The sequence below is a fragment of the Pseudomonas paraversuta genome, from assembly GCF_904063065.1.
In the GTDB taxonomy this organism is placed as follows: domain Bacteria; phylum Pseudomonadota; class Gammaproteobacteria; order Pseudomonadales; family Pseudomonadaceae; genus Aquipseudomonas; species Aquipseudomonas paraversuta.
This window is the reverse complement of record NZ_CAJFCL010000004.1, coordinates 429,998-446,828: the sequence shown is the minus strand read 5'-3', so window position 1 is coordinate 446,828 and position 16,831 is coordinate 429,998. Positions and strand designations below refer to the sequence as shown.

Below are 16,831 nucleotides of genomic sequence, written 5' to 3'. Positions count from 1 at the left end.
GCGGTCTGTCTGTCAGGCCAGGTTCTCTGTTAAACGCATCAAGCCCTCTTTAAGAGGGCTGGGGCCCAAAACAAGCCTGTCCGCACCTTCGCCAAGCCCGGAAGGAGAAACCCATGGGACAGCGTACGCCTCTGTATGACCTGCATCTCGCCCTTGGCGCGAAGATGGTCGATTTTGGCGGTTGGGATATGCCCTTGCATTACGGCTCGCAAGTCGAGGAACACCATGAGGTGCGCCGCGACTGTGGAGTTTTTGATGTCTCGCATATGACCGTGATTGACGTCACCGGTAATCAGGCCAAGGAATGGCTCCAGCATTTATTGGCCAACGATGTCGAACGTCTGAACACGCCCGGCCGTGCTCTTTACAGCGCCATGCTCAATGAGCAGGGCGGTGTGGTCGACGACATGATTGTCTACCTCATGCCCGACGGCTATCGGCTTATTGTCAACGCCGCTACCCGTGATCAGGATCTGGCCTGGATGGCGGCTCAGGCTCAAGGCTATGCCGTTGAGCTGCACGAGCGTTCCGAACTGGCTTTGCTGGCAATTCAGGGACCTCAGGCCCGGCATAAGGTGGCCGAGCTGGTGAATCAGGCCCGCAGCCAGTTGATCCAGCAACTCAAGCCCTTCGAAGGGCAGAGCTGTGGTGACTGGTTTATCGCGCGCACCGGCTATACCGGCGAAGACGGTCTGGAAATTCTGCTTCCGGCCGATCAGGCCCCGGCTTTCTTTAACGACCTGGTGGGCGCCGGTATCTCGCCTATTGGCCTGGGCGCTCGCGATACCTTGCGTCTTGAAGCCGGCATGAACCTCTACGGACAGGATATTCATCTGTCTGTCTCGCCACTTTCCGCCAACATGGCCTGGACCATCGCGTGGGAACCGTCCTCGCGAAAATTCATTGGCCGCGAAGCGCTGGAGGCCGAAAAGGCCTGCGGAGTGAAGCTCAAACTGGTGGGTCTGGTACTCGAAGAGCGGGGTGTCCTGCGGGCTCATCAGGTGGTTCGTATCGCTGATGTTGGCGAAGGAGAGATAACCAGTGGTAGTTTCTCTCCTACGCTGAGCAAATCGATTGCCTTGGCACGGGTTCCAGTGGCAACGGCCGATCGTGCCGAGGTCGAAATTCGTGGTAAGTGGTATCCGGTTCGCGTGGTTAAACCGACTTTTGTGCGTCTTGGCAAAGCCTTGATCTAATGTTTACTGGCGGGCAAACACGCTGTGTGAGCCGCTGAAATTTCTTCTTGAGGACACTGAATATGAGCGATATCCCTGCTGACCTGCGCTTTGCTGAAAGTCATGAGTGGGCCCGTCTGGAAGCTGATGGTACGGTTACTGTCGGCATCAGCGATCACGCTCAGGAAGCCTTGGGGGATGTGGTGTTTGTTGAGCTGGCCGAAGTCGGCAAAGTGTTTGCCGCCGGTGATACTGCGGGAGTCGTGGAGTCGGTAAAAGCTGCTTCGGATATCTACTCGCCGGTGTCGGGCGAAGTCATTGCCGTTAACGAAGCACTGGCCGATAGCCCTGAGTCGCTGAACAGCGAACCCTACGCCAGCTGGATCTTCAAGCTCAAGCCAAGCAACACCGCGGAACTGGAAAAGCTGCTGGATGCTGCCGGTTACAAAGCCGCAATCGGCGAGTAACCCCGGCCTGTTCCTGTGGGAGCGTCCTTGCTCGCGATCTTTCAGAAGATCAAAAGAGCGCAAGGCAAGCTCGCTCCTGCAGTTGTTCTAAATACTCAAGCGTCTTTCAACACCGCTTTAACCGCCGCTACAGAGCGTTCCACATCGGCCTTGGTCATGGCGGTAAACATCGGTAGCGACACGATCAGCCGGCCCACGCGCTCGGCAATCGGCAACATCCCCTCCTTGAAGCCTTGCGCACGATACAAACTCAGCAAATGAATCGGCGGGTAGTGATAGCCGACGCCGACGCCCAGTGCCTGCATGTCTTTCATGAAGCTGGCACGGGCAGGTTCGCCATCTTTGCGCTCCGCCAGCACCAGCTGGAACAAATGCCAGTTGGTATTGTTGAAGTCAGCCACCGGCAGTTGCGCGCCGTATTCGGCTTCAAAGTCAGGGCCAAAACATTCGAAGTAATGTTTTGCCAATTGCCGGCGGTGGGCGGTAATGGCTTCGATATGGGCAAACTGGCCCAGGCCAATAGCCGCTGCAATATCGGTCATGTTGAACTTGCCACCAAGCACGTCGACATCCAGACCGTCGAAACCGGTACGAGTAACCCCTTGCAGGCGATATTTCTCGGCCAGCCGCGCTTCTTCTTCATTGTTCAGCACCAGACACCCGCCTTCGGACGAGGTGATGTTTTTGTTGGCCTGAAAACTGAAAGAAACGAAATCGCCGCGTGCGCCGATGCGTTGCCCGTTCCAGCTGGAGCCCAGAGCCTGGGCGGCATCTTCGACTACGCGCAGGTTGTATTTTTTGGCCAGCGCGTACAACGCGTCCATGTCCACCGGCAAGCCCGACAAATACACCGGAATGATGGCCTTGGTACGCGGGGTGATGGCGGCCTCGACCTGGGCCAGGTCGATATTGCGTGTAACCGGGTCGATATCGGCGAACACCGGTGTGGCGCCTACTTCGAGGATCACATTGGCCGTGGCGACCCATGAAATAGAAGTGGTGATCACTTCATCACCGGCACCGATACCCGCGATGCGCAGAGCGATTTCCATGGTGCAGGTGCCGGAGTTGAAGGTACGCACCGGGCGACCGCCAAAGTACTCGGACAGCTGTGCTTCGAAAGCCTGAACCTTGGGCCCGCTGGTGATCCAGCCTGAGCGCAGCACGTCGCCAACCGCAGCAATGGTGGCTTCATCAATGGTGGGTTTGGAAAACGGCAGGAAAGGCAGTGAGCTCATGGAAGCAATACGTCCGATGTGAGTTTGGGTGGGCAAAGCATACCCATAGCATGGCTCACATCGGGTGAAATTTCTGTCTAGGGGCTGAATGACCAGTCCTGAGCTGCTGGCCCGGGTGCCTGGTCTTCAGGGCCGCCAGGAGCAGCGGCCCAGCAATTCCATGGCAACCAGCGCCAGTGGCTAGAGGCGTTACTCGACAGTCGCGTTTTTCGCCAGGATGGCGTTGGCCAGATCCATGTCACTGACTTTCAGTTGCGGGTTATCGGCACGCACTTGCTGCATGGCGGATTCCAGATAAGGGCCGCGGATCGAACCGTTGCTGGCAACAAAGCTCCCGGCGTCATCCTGGGCGGCGATTACTTTGCGGTCTTTTTTGAAGGTCAGGTAGGTGGAGCCGGTGGTCGCGCCGGAAGACAGCACATTGCGCCAAAAAGTGTCGGCCATTGCAGAACCAACAGGAAGGGACAGCAGGGCGATCGCGGCAACAGCATATTTGAGACGCATGACAGTGACTCCGAATAGGTTAATTACCAACTTTGATTCTAGTTAACGGCCGGGAGTTCCGTAACCTCATGCAGTAACTTCTACGCTTAGCACCGTCCCGTTCTGGGCTGTTACCCGAACCCGGGTGCCGACGTCAGCATCGGGCCCTGTCACCATCCATACCCCGTCACCGACCTTGATTTTACCCCTTCCCCCGACTATCGCCTGTTGAACGACAAAGGTGCGACCGATCAGCTCGTGTCCCCGGTGATTCAGGTCCGGTTGATCGCTACTGGCGATAGCGCCACGCTGGCGTTTCCACCAGTACAGCGCGGTGAGAATCGCCAGTACGCCAAACAGAGGGAACTGCAGGGTCCAGGCCAGGCCCGGTATCAGGAAGGTCACGGCCCCGACGATGATCGCGGCAATGCCTGCCCAAAGCAGATAACCACCGGCGCCGAACACTTCCAGAATCAGCAGCACCGTACCCAGTGCCAGCCAGTCCCAGTAGTTCAGGTTTTGCAGGAACTCCCACATGCCTCAGACCTTTTTGTTATCGAAGGTGGCTTTAACGATTTCGCCGATACCGCCCACCGCGCCGATGACCTGGCTGGCCTCCAGCGGCATGAGGATGACCTTGCTGTTATTGGCAGAGGCCAGCTTGCCCAGGGCATCGATGTATTTTTGCGCGACGAAGTAGTTGATCGCCTGCACGTTGCCATTGGCAATGGCTTCAGACACTACCTGGGTCGCCCGGGCTTCGGCTTCGGCCTGGCGCTCCCGGGCTTCGGACTCGAGAAAAGCCGCCTGGCGGCCGCCTTCAGCTTCGAGGATCTGCGCCTGCTTTTTACCTTCGGCGGTTAAAATTGCCGAGGCCCGCAGGCCTTCAGCCTCAAGGATTTGCGCACGCTTGATGCGCTCGGCTTTCATCTGGCCGGACATGGCGGCCATCAGGTCTGCAGGCGGGCTGATGTCCTTGATCTCGATACGGGTGATCTTGATCCCCCATGGCGCCGTGGCTTCATCAACAGTGCGCAGCAGTTTTTCATTGATGCCGTCCCGCTGGCTGAGCATGGCATCCAGCTCCATGGAGCCGAGCACCGTGCGGATGTTGGTTTGCAGCAGGTTACGAATGGCATGCTCGAGGTTATTGACCTCATATGCCGCCTGGGCCGTGTTGACCACCTGGAAAAAACACACGGCATCGATTTGTACGGTGGCGTTGTCAGCAGTAATGACTTCCTGGGGCGGGATATCCAGCACGCTTTCCATCACGTTGATCTTGCGTCCGATGCGATCCATGACCGGAATGATGATATTCAGGCCCGGTTTCAGGGTGTTGGTGTAGCGGCCGAAGCGTTCTACTGTCCACTGATAACCTTGGGGCACGACCTTGAACCCCATGAAAAGCACGGCGATAGCCAAGGCGACAAATAACAGGACCACTGTACCCACTTGCATGACAATTCCTTGTTCGAGGTGTAAGGGGAAAGAACCGACCTGATTGTATGCACTCAACGGCCAAGGCTCGTGAGCTCACTCCTGCATGTAAACGGTGCAACTGTTTAGATTTTAGTCAAAACGAATCATCACGCAGGTGTAACGCGCAAAGCTTCCTCCAGCGTGGTCATGCCTGTGGCCACTTTATGGGCTGCCGCCAGTCGCAAGGGCTGCATGCCTGCGGCGCACGCTGCGCGATGTACGGCGTTCAAGTCGGTCCGGGAATCGATCAAGGTTCTGAGGCTGTCATTCATCAGCATTATTTCGTAGATACCGGCCCGGCCACGGTAGCCCGTATCCCGGCACACAGCACAGCCCGTCGCCCTGCAGGTACGCTCCGGTGCTGGTCCCGGCCATTGTTTGACGAAACTCTGCCAGTCGTCCGGCGTCAATGGCTCCTCGTTTTTACATTCGGGACACAAGGTTTTCACCAGTCGTTGTGCCATGACCCCCAGCAGCGTGGCCTTGATCAAATAAGGCGCGACGCCCAGTTCCTGCAGGCGACTGATGGCGCTGGGAGCATCGTTGGTGTGCAGGGTCGACAGCACCAGATGGCCGGTCAGGGCGGCCTGAATCGCGACTTCGGCAGTTTCCAGATCGCGTATCTCGCCGAGCATGATGATGTCCGGATCCTGGCGCATCAGGGCGCGTACGCCACTGGCGAAAGTCAGGTCGATGCCGGGTTGCACCTGCATTTGATTGAACGCCGGCTCAATCATTTCGATGGGGTCTTCAAGGGTGCACAGGTTGATCTGTTCTGTGGCCAGCTGTTTGAGGGTTGCGTAGAGGGTGCTGGTTTTACCCGAACCGGTGGGGCCGGTGAGTAAAATAATGCCGTGGGGCTGGCGGGTCATGTGCTGCCAGCGTTGCAGGTCTTGCGGGGTAAAACCGAGCTGGTCGAAACTCTTGAGCAGCACCTGCGGATCAAAAATACGCATCACCATTTTTTCGCCAAAGGCGGTGGGCAAGGTGGCGAGCCGCAGTTCAACCTGTGCCCCGGCCGGGGTTCTGATTTTGATCCGGCCATCCTGGGGTTTGCGCTTTTCGGCGACATTCATCCGGCCCAGGCTCTTGAGGCGGCTGACAACGGCCGTCGTCACCTGTGTCGGAAATTGGTAAACGTTATGTAGCACGCCATCAATGCGAAAGCGTACGCCGCCCTGCTCACTACGCGGCTCGATGTGGATGTCACTGGCGCGTTGCTCGAAGGCGTACTGAAACAGCCAGTCGACGATATTCACAATATGCGCGTCGTTGGCATCGGGCGTCTGGCCGCCGCCGAGGGTGAGTAGTTGTTCGAGGTTGGTCTGCTTGCTGGTTTTATGATCATTTAGCGTGGCGCCGTTGACCGATCTGGCCAGCTGAAAAAATTCCACATTCAGGCGCTGGATATCCAGAGGGTTGGCAACCACACGCTTGATGGGCCGTTTGAGCACTTGCTTGAGATCCGCTTCCCAGCGGCTGACCCCGGGTTGAGCGCTGGCGATGGTAATGGACTGTTGATCTGCCGCCACCGCGAGGATTTCATGCCGTTGGGCAAATGCCAGGGACATCAGTCCGGTAACCGTCACGACATCAATTTTCAGTGGATCTATGCGCATGTAAGGCTGCTGGCATTGCTCCGCCAGCCAGGCGGTGAGGGTCTCAAGGTCGAGGGCCTTGCCGGGGCGACCGGGGTCGATGAGCTGCAGGCTGGCCAGCAACACCAGCGGGTGCACGGCGTTGTGACGAGGCTCGCGGCCAGCGTTCAATGCCTGCTCTGCGCTACCTTTGTGCAGGCGGCCCTGGGCGAGGAGTGCGGTGACCAGGTCGTTGAGATCCAGCCAGTGGTCATGGGCGGGGGCGAAGTGCATACAAGCTCCTTGGGCTTTAAAGCATCGGCCCGACATATCCCTGTCCGGGCCGTGAAGTCCAAAGCCTAGTTGCTGGCCCATCACCCAGGCCTGGCCAATGGTTGCGAGCTATTACCCGGCAACGCGCTGGTGGTTCATGGCGCCACCCTTGAAATCAGCGTCCCGGGATTTGGCCGGTAGCAATTGCACTTCGAAGACACTGACCAGGTTGCGTAGTTTTTCGCCAATCACCTGAGCCCGGTGCCAGCTTTGCTCATCACTCAGAATTTCAATGCTTAACCTGTCGTTGTCGCGCTCTACGTTGACCGATCGGGGAGTCAGTTGCTGCAAGGCAAACAGATTCAGTACGCGGCACAGCACATCGGCCTCTGCCTCGGCCTGAATATAAAAGTACACCGGACATGGGGCGGCGTTGCTGGCCCAGACGTCGGGGCGGACTGAGTGGCTGACGGCTTGCAGAGGCGGCATGCTAAAACTCCTGATTAGACTGGAGAAATATTTACACGCCAGGGCGGGAATTTTTTATCTAAGATGCAGGATTTAAACGAAATTAAGACTGGATCAAGTCTTAAATACGTCATAAAGAGGTATTTCTATGCGAATCGAGCTGGATGCTTATGACCGGCGCATTCTCGCGCTGCTGCAAGAGGACGCCTCGCTGTCCAGTGCGCAAATCGCGGAGCAGGTAGGGTTGTCGCAATCGCCTTGCTGGAGGCGGATTCAGCGGATGAAAGACGAAGGGATTATCCGCGGCCAGGTGACCCTGCTCGATCGTAAGAAAATCGGCCTCAATACGCAGATTTTTGCCGAGATCAAACTCAACGCCCACGGTCGTTCCAACTTCACCGAGTTTACCGATGCCATTCGCGGCTTTCCTGAGGTCCTGGAGTGTTACGTGCTGATGGGCGCGGTGGATTTTCTACTGCGTATCGTCACCGCTGACATTGAAGCCTATGAACGGTTTTTCTTCGAAAAGCTGTCGATGGTGCCCGGCATTCAAGAGGTGAACTCGATTGTTGCCTTGTCCGAGATCAAATCCACCACTTGCTTGCCGGTATAAAAAACGGCCTTCACAAGGAAGGCCGTTGTCAGGTTGATCCGCTGAATCAGTGAACAAATAGCGCAATCAGGATGATGATCGGGATGGGAATGCCGAGAAATAGCAGCAGAAGTGAGCGCATTTTATTCTCCAGTAAGCAAAAGGTCCGGGGTTAAACAAGGGGTGTGGTGGTAGTGGTCAGATACGTCACTGCATCGCGGCGACGGCCGCCAAAGGTGGCGCACAGGCTGGCGAAGAACGCACCGAGCAACAGGCTGATAAACATCCACAGGGTGGTCCAGGCCGCTACTTTGGCAGCGGTGTCTGCTGCTTCCTTGGCTTTTACTTTGGCGTCTGCAACTGCTTGATGGGCCTTGGCATAGACCTGGTCAACCCGTTGTTCGGCTTCAGGCTGGCTGAGGTTGGTACGCTGGGCGACAATTTGTGCCAGGTAAGTACGGTCCTCTGCACTCAGTTGGCCGTCGTTGCCCAGACTGCGGACAAAGATGCGGGTCACCACACCATGGGCCGCGTCTTCGCTGACGGCGGTGCCACGATCATCGCGAAACAGCGTGTCGATGAAATAGTCCGAGCTATTGCCCGAACCGTGGCTGGCGTTGCTGCCTGCAGCGCTGCCGGCGGCACTGCTCATGGCGGTGGCGGCGCCCGAGGCAACGCTGGCTCCGGCCTGAACGCCGCTACCAATCACGCTGCTGACCGAGCTGGCGATTAACATGGCGGTAACCAGCGTGGCTACTGCCCAGGCCAAAAAGCCGTGGGCTGTATCGCGAAAGTACACCTCATCGCCATGCATGTTGGCCCATTTGACCCGCAGCCGGCCTGCCAGATAGCCGCCCATGCCTGAGGCGATGATCTGCGTCACGGCCAGCCAGATAATGGCAGTAATGCCCAGACCTTTTGCTCCCACTCCCTCATTCGCCCAGGGTGAAACCGCCGAGAAGCCCAGGCCGGCACCCAGCATGATGAGTAGCAAGGAGAGTGCGGCAGCTGCTGCTGCGCCGGCAAAAATGGCGGCCCAGGAAACACCTGAGTGGCCAGAAGAGTCTTGCAGGGCAGCGGGATAGTGCTCAGTTGTCCCGATCATTGTTGTTGTGCTCCTGAATGGAAGGAAGTGCAGCGTTCATTCAAGAGATTGCAGGGGATATGCCAATTAAATATTTGGCAGCAGTTTCATATTTTTCAATTAGTTAGAAGTTTTAACGAAATGCACGGTCATGCAGGTTGCATGATTGGGGGTAAACAGGCGGGCGTAATGCATTGAAACAATTTTGCGGGAGAGGGCTGAACCGAAACGAAAAACGGGAGCCTTGCGGCTCCCGTTCTCAAGCGGTCGATCAATGATGACGATGCTTGTTTTTCTTGCGATGGCCATAGGCATGGCCGCGACCACGGTTGTCGTCACGGTAGTAACGGCGGTTATCGCGGCTGTTGTAGCGGCGATCATCGGCGTCGCTTTTATTGCCCATGTAGTTACCCAGCGCGCCACCGGCGCCGCCGCCAGCCGCTGCACCGACCAGGCCGCCAGTGCTGCCGCCGACACTGCGGCCCAGTACGTTGCCGCCAGCTGCGCCGAGGGCGCCGCCAATGGCCGCTTCGCCACGGCTGCGTTTGTCGGCGCCTACGGCACTACCCGCTGCGCCGCCGACGCCAGCACCAATCGCTGATCCGGTCGAGCCGCCGAGTTGTTGACCGACTACGGCACCGAGTACCCCGCCTAATGCGCCGCCTACACCGGCTTCGGTGGTGCCACCGGCCGAGGCTACGCCACTGACCAGGCCAAGGGACAACAAGAGAATCGAGGTGAGCTTCATAAGTGAGCCTCAAAGGGATGACGACGCGATCCTGAGGCTGCCGGGGAGTGGTGACAATCGAATTCCGACCAGTAACACGAGTTGTACACAATTATATAACTTGTTGTTTTTTATCGGGAACTTAATGGGTTTTCGGGGGTCTTTTAATTAGTTGGCATAGGCCGTTTTCACAGGAAACGGCCTTTTTTGTGCCTGGAATTCCTCAACCGCTCTGCAGGGGCGAGCAATCCAGCTTTGCAGATTCAGTACGGGTTAACCCGTCCTGGCCATGATCAGCTTCGACGGGCTCGCTGCTTCAAGGCATATGGCCACGAACTTGGAAGTCGGCGTATGGCTGCCATCCCCCGTGCTTTCAAGCGGCACCAGCGGATTGACTTCGGGGTAGTAGGCGGCAGCCTGACCTGCGGGTATATCGAAAGCCAGCAGCGTGAAGTTTTTGACCCGGCGCTCACGGTCGTCGTTCCAGATCGACACGATGTCGACCTTCTGCCCCGGCTTGAAGCCCAGGCGGATGATATCGGCTTCGTTGACGAACAGAACGTCACGCTGACCTTTAACCCCGCGATAGCGGTCATCCAGACCATAAATGGTGGTGTTGTACTGATCGTGGGAGCGCATTGATTGCAGGATCAGGTCAGGCAGTTTCCCGGTCGCACGGGTGCGGGCATCCACCAGATCCTGGGGCAGCACGTTAGGCCGGAAGTTGGCGCGCAGGGTCGGGGTATTCCACTGCCGCGCCCCGGCAGAGTTGCCAAGGTAGAAGCCGCCCGGGTGCTGAATCCGGGTGTTGAAATCTTTGAAGCCGGGGATGGTGTCGGCAATCAGTTCCCGAATGCGTCTGTAGTCGGCCACCACCCAGTTCCAGTCAACCGGATGGGTGCCCAGGGTGGCGGCAGCTATACCGGCAATGATCGAAGGTTCCGAGCGCATCTGATTCGACAATGGCTGCAACTGGCCATTGGAGTCGTGGACCATGCTGAATGAGTCTTCCACTGTGACCGCCTGGGGGCCTTCAGCCTGGATGTCGATATCGGTACGGCCCAGGCACGGCAAAATCAACGCTTGCTTGCCGTGCATCAGATGGCTGCGGTTGAGCTTGGTGCTGATCTGCACCGTCAGGTCGCAATTGCGCAGCGCCTCGGCGGTGCGCGGGCTGTCCGGGGTGGCCTGGGCAAAGTTGCCGCCCAGCCCGATAAACACCTTGGCGCGTCCTTCGAGCATGGCGTGAATGGCTTCGACCACGTTGTGGCCATTGTCACGGGGTACCTTGAACTTGAAGCGACGCTCCAGGGAGTCAAGGAAAGCCACCGGCGGGCGCTCGTTGATGCCCATGGTGCGGTCGCCCTGCACGTTACTGTGGCCACGTACCGGACACAGCCCGGCACCCGGGCGACCGATATTGCCGCGCAGCAACATCAGGTTGGCGATTTCCTGGATCGTCTGCACCGAATGCCGGTGCTGGGTGATACCCATTGCCCAGCACATGATTACGTTTTTGCCCTTGAGGTACATGCGCGCAGCACGTTCGACGTCGACCAGGGTCAGGCCCGATTGCTCGACGATGTGATCCCACGAGGTGGCATCCAGGCTGGCGATGTAATCGAGCACGCCATCGGTATGTTCATTCAGAAAAGCGTGATCAAACACGGCAGGCAGGTCGGCCGCCTGGGCATCGCGCTCCCATTGCAGCAGAAACTTGGCCATACCGCGCAACAGCGCCATATCACCGCCCAGTGCAGGGCGCAGGTAGGCGGTGTTGGTTGGCCGGTCGCCGTTGGTGAGCATTTCCAGTGGATGCTGCGGATGTTGAAAACGCTCCAGACCGCGCTCCTTGAGCGGGTTGACGCAGACCACCTGGGCACCGCGTTTAACCGCTTCACGCAATGGCTCGAGCATGCGCGGGTGGTTGGTGCCCGGATTCTGCCCGAGCACGAATATAGCGTCTGCGTGCTCGAAGTCGTCGAACGTCACTGTACCTTTGCCCACCCCGATACTCTGCGCCAGGGCTACGCCGCTGGCCTCATGGCACATGTTCGAGCAGTCCGGGAAGTTGTTGGTGCCGAACGCGCGCACGAACAGTTGATACAAATACGCCGCTTCATTGCTGGCCCGGCCCGAGGTGTAGAACTCGGCCTGATTGGGGCTGGAGAGATTCAGCAAGTGCCTAGCGATCAATGCGAACGCAGCGTCCCAGCTGATGGGCGTGTAGTGGTCGGTCTCAGCGTTGTAAGCCATCGGCTCGGTCAGACGACCCTGGTATTCCAGCCAGTAATCGCTCTGCTCGAGCAAGGCCGTTACGCTGTGTTTGGCGAAGAACGGGGCATCCACCCGGCGCTTGGTGGCTTCCCAGTTCACCGCCTTGGCGCCGTTCTCGCAGAACTTGACCAGGCCGCTTTCCGGCGAGTCGCCCCATGCACAACCCGGACAGTCGAAACCGCCGTTCTGGTTGGTCTTGAGCATCATGCGCAGGTTTTTCAGCGCGTTGTCGCTGGTCAACCAGGCCTGCGCCACACTGATCAGCGCGCCCCAGCCACCTGCCGGGCCTTTGTAGGGCTTGTAGCGTGGGGTAGGGGTCTGGTCGGCTTGATGATGAGTGCTCACGCTTGACTCTCCTGCGCCGGGCTGTACACCCGTGGTGCGCTTTTTTGTGGCAGATGAATGAGGTTGAGGTTGTGGCGTCGGGCCCATTGCAGCGCCAGGCCGGTAGGCGAGGACAGGCTGATCAGGGTCTGGATACCGGCGCGCAACACTTTTTGAATCAGTTCAAGGCTGCAACGGCTGGTAACTATTGCCGCACCGCCGCTGAAGTCGATGTTCTGGCGTACCAGTGCGCCGATCAATTTGTCGAGGGCGTTGTGTCGGCCGATGTCCTCGCGACCCATCAGCAGCTCACCCCGCGCGTCCATATAAACAGCTGCGTGGACCGCACCGCAGTGTTGGCCCAGCGGCTGGAATTCACTGATGCGCTGGCGCAAACCCTCAAGCCATTGGGCGGGCGGCAAGGGCGCCCCTGCAAGTACGTTGAGCTCGGGCAGGGCTTGTTCCACCGCTTCCACCCCACACAGCCCGCAGCCGCTGGTGCCCGCCAGTTGCCGGCGCTGCTGCTTGAGATTCCAGAACGCCCGACTGGCGATTTCGACCTGTGCGTATTGGGCCGGGCCTGCGCCGGTGAGCTTGAGGTCGTAGATTTCGCTGGCGTCTTTAATGATTCCGCTGCCCAGGCTGAAGCCGACGATGAAGTCTTCAAGGTCAGTGGGCGTGACCAGCATCACGGCCTGGCTGATGCCGTTATAGGCGATGGCCAGGGCAACTTCTTCGGCCAGTGCGGTTTCAGCGCCGCTGCTGTGGTCCAGCGTGACGTAGTGGTAGTTCTGGCTGGCAGCGGGAGTCACAGAGGCGGGTGCCGCGCACTGGGGGCGCTTGGCGTTCATAGGGCAGTACCGACATTTGGGTCAGTACAAGCCTAGGCGCGACACAGTGTCACGTCTAATCGCTAGTCCTTATCTATTGATAGATGGCGTCGATCAAGAAGACTTGGCTGATTGTTGGTACATCCCGAAGCAGGCCTCGGCCAGCGCCGAACGGGGGGCGGCCCGGCGCATGATCAGGCCAAGGCGGGACAAGGTATTGGCGTCCTGAATCGGGTGCAGGCGCAGGTTGTCGGTCAGAGCTTCAAGCCCGCCCTCCAGCGGCATTACGGCGCAACAAAAACCGCCGTGTACGGCCTGCAACAGTTGATGAACGGCATCGGTTTGCAGGATGGGCCGGGGCGTGAGGCCACGACTATGGAAGTTGTGATCGATGGACTGGCGAAAGTGCATACCGCTGCTCAGCAGGCCAAGGGGCAATTCAATCAGTGCCTCCCAGCTCAGGGGTTGCTCGCCGAAGTTGAAGTGCCGCTGGTCGTAAAGCAGCCCCATGCGTGTTTCCCCGAGGGCCTGAAAATCAAAGCGCTCCTGATCCAGGCGGTCCAGATAGGACACGCCCACGTCCAGCCGGTTACTGGCCAGCTGTTCAAGGATTTGCTCGGAGCTCAGGGCTGACAGCTCAAAACGCAGTTCGGGGTGCTCCTGATGCAGGCGCTGTAATAAAGGCAGCGGATCAAAACTTGAGAGCGGCACCACCCCCAGACGCAACGTCCCAATCAAATTGCCGCGACATGCAGCGGCCTCTGCCTGCAAGCCGTCGTAGGCGGCCAGAACAGTTCTGGCCCAGGCCAGCACCCGCTCGCCGGGAGCGGTAAAACTCTCGAAACGCTGGCCGCGGTTGACCAGTTGCAGGTCGAGTTCTTGCTCAAGGCTGCGCAGGCGCATGGACAGGGTGGGCTGGGTGATATGGCAGCGGGCGGCGGCCTGGCCGAAGTGCCGGGTTTCGTCCAGGGCTATGAGGAATTTCAGCTGTTTGATGTCCATCGTCGCTCCACGCGCTATTCACGGGCCGATTCTAGCGCGCCTGGTTCGCAGCCTGCTTCGCCAATGATGGTCTACGCTAGTGGATCTGGATATCTCAACCCTTGGAGCGTGATTCATGAGTATTTTTAGCTTTGTGAAAGAAGCCGGCGAGAAATTGATCGACCTGCTGACCCCGGGCAATGCCAATGCCAGTGAAGAGCTCAAGAAACACGTTGAACAGGTAGGTCTGGGCAACCCGAACATTACGGCCACCGTTGACGGCGACAAAGTGACGGTGAGCGGTGAAGTGGCCACTCAGGAAGAGAAAGAAAAAATCATTCTGGCCGCGGGCAACATTGCCGGTGTGGCCAGTGTTGAAGACAAGATCACCGTCACCGGGCCGGTGGTTGTGGCTTCCAAATTTGTAGTGGTAGAAAAAGGTGACACCCTCAGCGCGATTTCGCTGCGGGTGTACGGCAATGCCAACCAGTACAACAAGATTTTTGAAGCCAACAAGCCACTGCTTAAAGACGTCAACAAAATCTATCCGGGGCAGACACTGCGGATTCCTGAGTAACCCCGTCACTCATTTGCAGGAGCGAGCTTGCTCGCGAGCCTTTAACAGCTCGCTCCTGCATGGACAGGGCGTAATTTCTCAAAGCCCTTGCAGCAAATCCCGGTAATCCCCCAGCGCAGCAAACTCCTCGGTATCTTTCGGGGCCTTTTTGCTGTCCGGCTGTTTCACCGCCAGCAAGTGGGCCACGCCAAAATCACGGGCACTGCGCAGGATCGGCAAGGTGTCATCGATAAACAGGCTGCGGGTTGGGTCAAAGCCGATATCGGCTTGCAGGGCATGCCAGAAAGCCGGGCTTTCCTTGGGGAACCCATAATCGTGGGAACTGATCAGGCGCTCGAAGTACGGCGCCAGCTCGATCCGCTCCATTTTTAACGACAACGAATCGCGGTGCGCGTTGGTGATCATGATCACCCGCTTGCCGGCCTGTCTGGTCGCTGCCAGAAAGGTGTCGGCATCGGGCCGCAAGGCAATCAGGTTGGCGGTTTCGAGCTTGAGTTCGCGCACCGGGATCTTCAGCTCGGTGCTCCAGAAGTCCAGGCAATACCACTGCAACTGGCCAGCATTGCGCTCAAACAGCGGCGTCAGCTCCAGGTCGGCCATTGCCCGGCTGATGCCATGCAACTCGGCATAGCGCTGGGGCAGGTGTTCCAGCCAGAAGTGATTGTCGTAATGCAAGTCGAGCAGGGTGCCGTCCATGTCGAGCAGTACGGTATCAATGTCGCCCCAAGGTAACGCTGTCATGCAAAACTTCTCCCGCAGTTGAAAAACTTCCGACACAGACAATCGGAAAAGCCGGGGTATAGTAACCCGTTCATATTGAGGAGCCGCTATGCGCCAAAAACCCACCGTACTTGCCCGTGAAATTGTTGCCAGTAGCCGATTGTTTCGCGTCGAAGAAGTGCAGTTGCGCTTTTCCAATGGTGTCGAGCGCACTTACGAGCGGCTGGTGGGGCGTGGCAACGGCTATGGCGCGGTCATGATTGTGGCCATGATCGATTCCGAACACGCGATTCTGGTTGAAGAGTACTGCGGCGGTACCGATGAGTACGAAGTGTCTTTACCCAAAGGCCTGATTGAGCCGGGCGAAGATGTGCTGGCCGCCGCCGAGCGTGAACTGAAGGAGGAGGCCGGTTATGGCGCCCGCCAGCTGGAACACCTCACCGAGCTGTCGCTGTCGCCGGGTTACATGAGTCAGAAGATCCAGGTGGTGCTGGCCACCGACCTCTATGAAGAGCGTCTGGAAGGTGATGAACCCGAGCCGATGCGGGTTGAGCGGGTCAATCTGCGTGAGCTGTCGAGTCTGGTGCAAAACCCGCAATTCAGCGAAGGCCGTGCTCTGGCTGCACTGTATCTGGCGCGGGATTTGTTGACCCAGCGCGGAGTATTCGTGCCGTGAGCGATTTTCCCCACCCGTTGCTTGCAGGCGTCATCGCCCTGGCCCATGCCGCAGGGGACGCGATCTTGCCGTTCTGGCGTGCCGACGTTGCCGTGACCGCCAAGGCGGATGATTCGCCGGTTACCGCTGCCGATCTGGCGGCCCACCATGTGCTGCTCGATGGCTTGACGGCGCTGGCCCCGCAGATCCCGGTACTGTCTGAAGAAGACGCCAATATTGCACAGAGCGTGCGCGCCGGCTGGACCCGCTGGTGGCTGGTTGATCCGCTGGATGGCACCAAGGAATTTATTTCAGGCAGTGAAGAATTCACCGTCAATATTGCGCTGATCGAACACGGTCGTGTGGTCTTCGGCGTGGTCTCAATGCCCACCAGCGGTCGTTGTTACTACGGTGGTGCAGGGCTGGGTGCATGGCGTGAGGATGGCGGCGTGAGCTCGCCCATCAGTGTGCGCAACACTCCGCCTGCAGGCCAGCCGTTAACGGTGGTCGCCAGTCGCCGGCATTCCAGCCCTCAGCAAGAGCGCTTGTTGGCGGGTTTAAGCGAGCAGCTGGGCGAGTTGCAGCTGACCAGCGTAGGCAGTTCGTTGAAGTTTTGCTTGCTGGCCGAGGGAGCCGCCGATTGTTATCCGCGTCTGGCGCCGACTTCACAGTGGGACACGGCGGCGGCTCAAGGCGTGCTCGAAGGTGCAGGAGGGGTGGTACTGCAACTGGATGGCGAACCGTTCTGCTATCCGCCGCGTGAGTCGCTGCTCAATGACCATTTTCTGGCATTGCCGGCCAGGGCGCCGTGGCGCCAACAGCTGCTGGCCCTGGCGCAAAACAAGCTGTAGGAGCGAGCTTGCCGGCGATCTTCTGCCAGCTTGCGAGCAAGCCCGCTCCT

18 protein-coding genes are annotated in these 16,831 nt (G+C 58.5%); 6 read left to right on the top strand and 12 right to left on the bottom strand.

Annotation, left to right across the window (positions count from 1 at the left end; translation table 11 throughout):
* Positions 1–113 precede the first annotated feature (113 nt).
* Both gcvT and gcvH read left to right on the top strand, forming a co-directional pair.
* Positions 114–1,196, top strand: a complete 1,083-nt coding sequence (gene gcvT, locus JQ845_RS10900) for a glycine cleavage system aminomethyltransferase GcvT (protein ID WP_203008985.1) — start codon at positions 114–116, stop codon at positions 1,194–1,196.
* A 62-nt stretch (positions 1,197–1,258) separates the two neighbouring features.
* On the top strand, positions 1,259–1,642 hold the full coding sequence (gcvH, locus tag JQ845_RS10895; RefSeq protein WP_003438354.1) for a glycine cleavage system protein GcvH: 384 nt from the start codon (positions 1,259–1,261) through the stop codon (positions 1,640–1,642).
* 95 nt (positions 1,643–1,737) lie between these two features.
* On the opposite strand, the gene JQ845_RS10890 is transcribed toward gcvH, so the two are convergent.
* From JQ845_RS10890 to JQ845_RS10865, 6 genes are all read right to left on the bottom strand, one after another.
* Positions 1,738–2,880, bottom strand: coding sequence for a DegT/DnrJ/EryC1/StrS family aminotransferase (locus JQ845_RS10890; RefSeq protein WP_060781842.1), 1,143 nt, complete (start codon positions 2,878–2,880; stop codon positions 1,738–1,740).
* 189 nt (positions 2,881–3,069) lie between these two features.
* The gene (locus JQ845_RS10885) at positions 3,070–3,384 is read right to left on the bottom strand and encodes a DUF2388 domain-containing protein (RefSeq protein ID WP_003438359.1); all 315 of its coding nucleotides are present in this window, start codon (positions 3,382–3,384) and stop codon (positions 3,070–3,072) included.
* Positions 3,385–3,450: 66 nt separating this feature from the next.
* Positions 3,451–3,900, bottom strand: coding sequence for an NfeD family protein (locus JQ845_RS10880; RefSeq protein WP_010656866.1), 450 nt, complete (start codon positions 3,898–3,900; stop codon positions 3,451–3,453).
* A 3-nt stretch (positions 3,901–3,903) separates the two neighbouring features.
* A complete protein-coding gene (locus JQ845_RS10875) occupies positions 3,904–4,824 on the bottom strand; it encodes an SPFH domain-containing protein (RefSeq protein WP_003438363.1) in 921 nt (306 codons plus the stop codon).
* Between the two features lie 128 nt (positions 4,825–4,952).
* A complete protein-coding gene (locus tag JQ845_RS10870; RefSeq protein WP_203008984.1) occupies positions 4,953–6,716 on the bottom strand; it encodes a GspE/PulE family protein in 1,764 nt (587 codons plus the stop codon).
* 111 nt (positions 6,717–6,827) lie between these two features.
* Positions 6,828–7,184 carry a hypothetical protein gene (locus tag JQ845_RS10865; protein ID WP_203008983.1) on the bottom strand — a complete coding sequence of 119 codons (357 nt, stop codon included), beginning with the start codon at positions 7,182–7,184 and terminating at the stop codon, positions 6,828–6,830.
* Between the two features lie 127 nt (positions 7,185–7,311).
* Between JQ845_RS10865 and JQ845_RS10860 the strand changes: the two genes are divergently transcribed.
* The gene (locus JQ845_RS10860; RefSeq protein WP_003438371.1) at positions 7,312–7,776 is read left to right on the top strand and encodes an Lrp/AsnC family transcriptional regulator; all 465 of its coding nucleotides are present in this window, start codon (positions 7,312–7,314) and stop codon (positions 7,774–7,776) included.
* A gap of 151 nt (positions 7,777–7,927) precedes the next feature.
* Here JQ845_RS10860 and JQ845_RS10855 read toward each other — a convergent pair whose 3' ends face one another.
* The 5 genes from JQ845_RS10855 to JQ845_RS10835 form a co-directional block, all read right to left on the bottom strand.
* Positions 7,928–8,860: a hypothetical protein gene (locus tag JQ845_RS10855; protein WP_010656864.1), complete on the bottom strand. Its 933-nt coding sequence runs from the start codon at positions 8,858–8,860 to the stop codon at positions 7,928–7,930.
* 250 nt (positions 8,861–9,110) lie between these two features.
* A complete protein-coding gene (locus JQ845_RS10850) occupies positions 9,111–9,587 on the bottom strand; it encodes a glycine zipper domain-containing protein (RefSeq protein WP_003438376.1) in 477 nt (158 codons plus the stop codon).
* Positions 9,588–9,839: 252 nt separating this feature from the next.
* Complete coding sequence (locus tag JQ845_RS10845; RefSeq protein WP_010656863.1) at positions 9,840–12,188, bottom strand: FdhF/YdeP family oxidoreductase; 2,349 nt, start codon at positions 12,186–12,188, stop codon at positions 9,840–9,842.
* Positions 12,185–13,018: a formate dehydrogenase accessory sulfurtransferase FdhD gene (gene fdhD, locus JQ845_RS10840; protein WP_003438382.1), complete on the bottom strand. Its 834-nt coding sequence runs from the start codon at positions 13,016–13,018 to the stop codon at positions 12,185–12,187. Before fdhD ends, JQ845_RS10845 begins: the two co-directional genes overlap by 4 nt.
* Positions 13,019–13,111: 93 nt before the next feature.
* Entirely contained in the window at positions 13,112–13,999 is an 888-nt protein-coding gene (locus tag JQ845_RS10835) for a LysR family transcriptional regulator (protein ID WP_203008982.1), read from the bottom strand.
* A gap of 115 nt (positions 14,000–14,114) precedes the next feature.
* On the opposite strand from JQ845_RS10835, the gene lysM reads away from it, so the two are divergent.
* Positions 14,115–14,555 carry a peptidoglycan-binding protein LysM gene (gene lysM / locus JQ845_RS10830; protein WP_003438388.1) on the top strand — a complete coding sequence of 147 codons (441 nt, stop codon included), beginning with the start codon at positions 14,115–14,117 and terminating at the stop codon, positions 14,553–14,555.
* A 78-nt stretch (positions 14,556–14,633) separates the two neighbouring features.
* Here lysM and yrfG read toward each other — a convergent pair whose 3' ends face one another.
* The gene (yrfG, locus tag JQ845_RS10825) at positions 14,634–15,296 is read right to left on the bottom strand and encodes a GMP/IMP nucleotidase (RefSeq protein ID WP_203008981.1); all 663 of its coding nucleotides are present in this window, start codon (positions 15,294–15,296) and stop codon (positions 14,634–14,636) included.
* Between the two features lie 88 nt (positions 15,297–15,384).
* Here yrfG and nudE point away from each other — a divergent pair, with 88 nt between their 5' ends.
* On the top strand, positions 15,385–15,951 hold the full coding sequence (nudE, locus tag JQ845_RS10820) for an ADP compounds hydrolase NudE (protein WP_003438392.1): 567 nt from the start codon (positions 15,385–15,387) through the stop codon (positions 15,949–15,951).
* The gene (gene cysQ, locus JQ845_RS10815) at positions 15,948–16,781 is read left to right on the top strand and encodes a 3'(2'),5'-bisphosphate nucleotidase CysQ (RefSeq protein WP_202211159.1); all 834 of its coding nucleotides are present in this window, start codon (positions 15,948–15,950) and stop codon (positions 16,779–16,781) included. The genes nudE and cysQ overlap by 4 nt, the downstream gene beginning before the upstream one ends.
* Positions 16,782–16,831: the final 50 nt, after the last annotated feature.

Excerpts from the sequence above, each read along its gene's own strand:
- yrfG (WP_203008981.1), bottom strand. The coding sequence starts at position 15,296 with ATGACAGCGTTACCTTGGGGCGACATTGATACCGTACTGCTCGACATG.
- lysM (WP_003438388.1), top strand. The coding sequence starts at position 14,115 with ATGAGTATTTTTAGCTTTGTGAAAGAAGCCGGCGAGAAATTGATCGAC.
- JQ845_RS10835 (WP_203008982.1), bottom strand. The coding sequence starts at position 13,999 with ATGGACATCAAACAGCTGAAATTCCTCATAGCCCTGGACGAAACCCGG.
- nudE (WP_003438392.1), top strand. The coding sequence starts at position 15,385 with ATGCGCCAAAAACCCACCGTACTTGCCCGTGAAATTGTTGCCAGTAGC.
- gcvH (WP_003438354.1), top strand. The coding sequence starts at position 1,259 with ATGAGCGATATCCCTGCTGACCTGCGCTTTGCTGAAAGTCATGAGTGG.
- JQ845_RS10850 (WP_003438376.1), bottom strand. The coding sequence starts at position 9,587 with ATGAAGCTCACCTCGATTCTCTTGTTGTCCCTTGGCCTGGTCAGTGGC.
- fdhD (WP_003438382.1), bottom strand. The coding sequence starts at position 13,018 with ATGAACGCCAAGCGCCCCCAGTGCGCGGCACCCGCCTCTGTGACTCCC.
- JQ845_RS10860 (WP_003438371.1), top strand. The coding sequence starts at position 7,312 with ATGCGAATCGAGCTGGATGCTTATGACCGGCGCATTCTCGCGCTGCTG.
- JQ845_RS10870 (WP_203008984.1), bottom strand. The coding sequence starts at position 6,716 with ATGCACTTCGCCCCCGCCCATGACCACTGGCTGGATCTCAACGACCTG.
- JQ845_RS10880 (WP_010656866.1), bottom strand. The coding sequence starts at position 3,900 with ATGTGGGAGTTCCTGCAAAACCTGAACTACTGGGACTGGCTGGCACTG.
- gcvT (WP_203008985.1), top strand. The coding sequence starts at position 114 with ATGGGACAGCGTACGCCTCTGTATGACCTGCATCTCGCCCTTGGCGCG.
- JQ845_RS10890 (WP_060781842.1), bottom strand. The coding sequence starts at position 2,880 with ATGAGCTCACTGCCTTTCCTGCCGTTTTCCAAACCCACCATTGATGAA.
- JQ845_RS10865 (WP_203008983.1), bottom strand. The coding sequence starts at position 7,184 with ATGCCGCCTCTGCAAGCCGTCAGCCACTCAGTCCGCCCCGACGTCTGG.
- JQ845_RS10855 (WP_010656864.1), bottom strand. The coding sequence starts at position 8,860 with ATGATCGGGACAACTGAGCACTATCCCGCTGCCCTGCAAGACTCTTCT.
- JQ845_RS10885 (WP_003438359.1), bottom strand. The coding sequence starts at position 3,384 with ATGCGTCTCAAATATGCTGTTGCCGCGATCGCCCTGCTGTCCCTTCCT.
- JQ845_RS10875 (WP_003438363.1), bottom strand. The coding sequence starts at position 4,824 with ATGCAAGTGGGTACAGTGGTCCTGTTATTTGTCGCCTTGGCTATCGCC.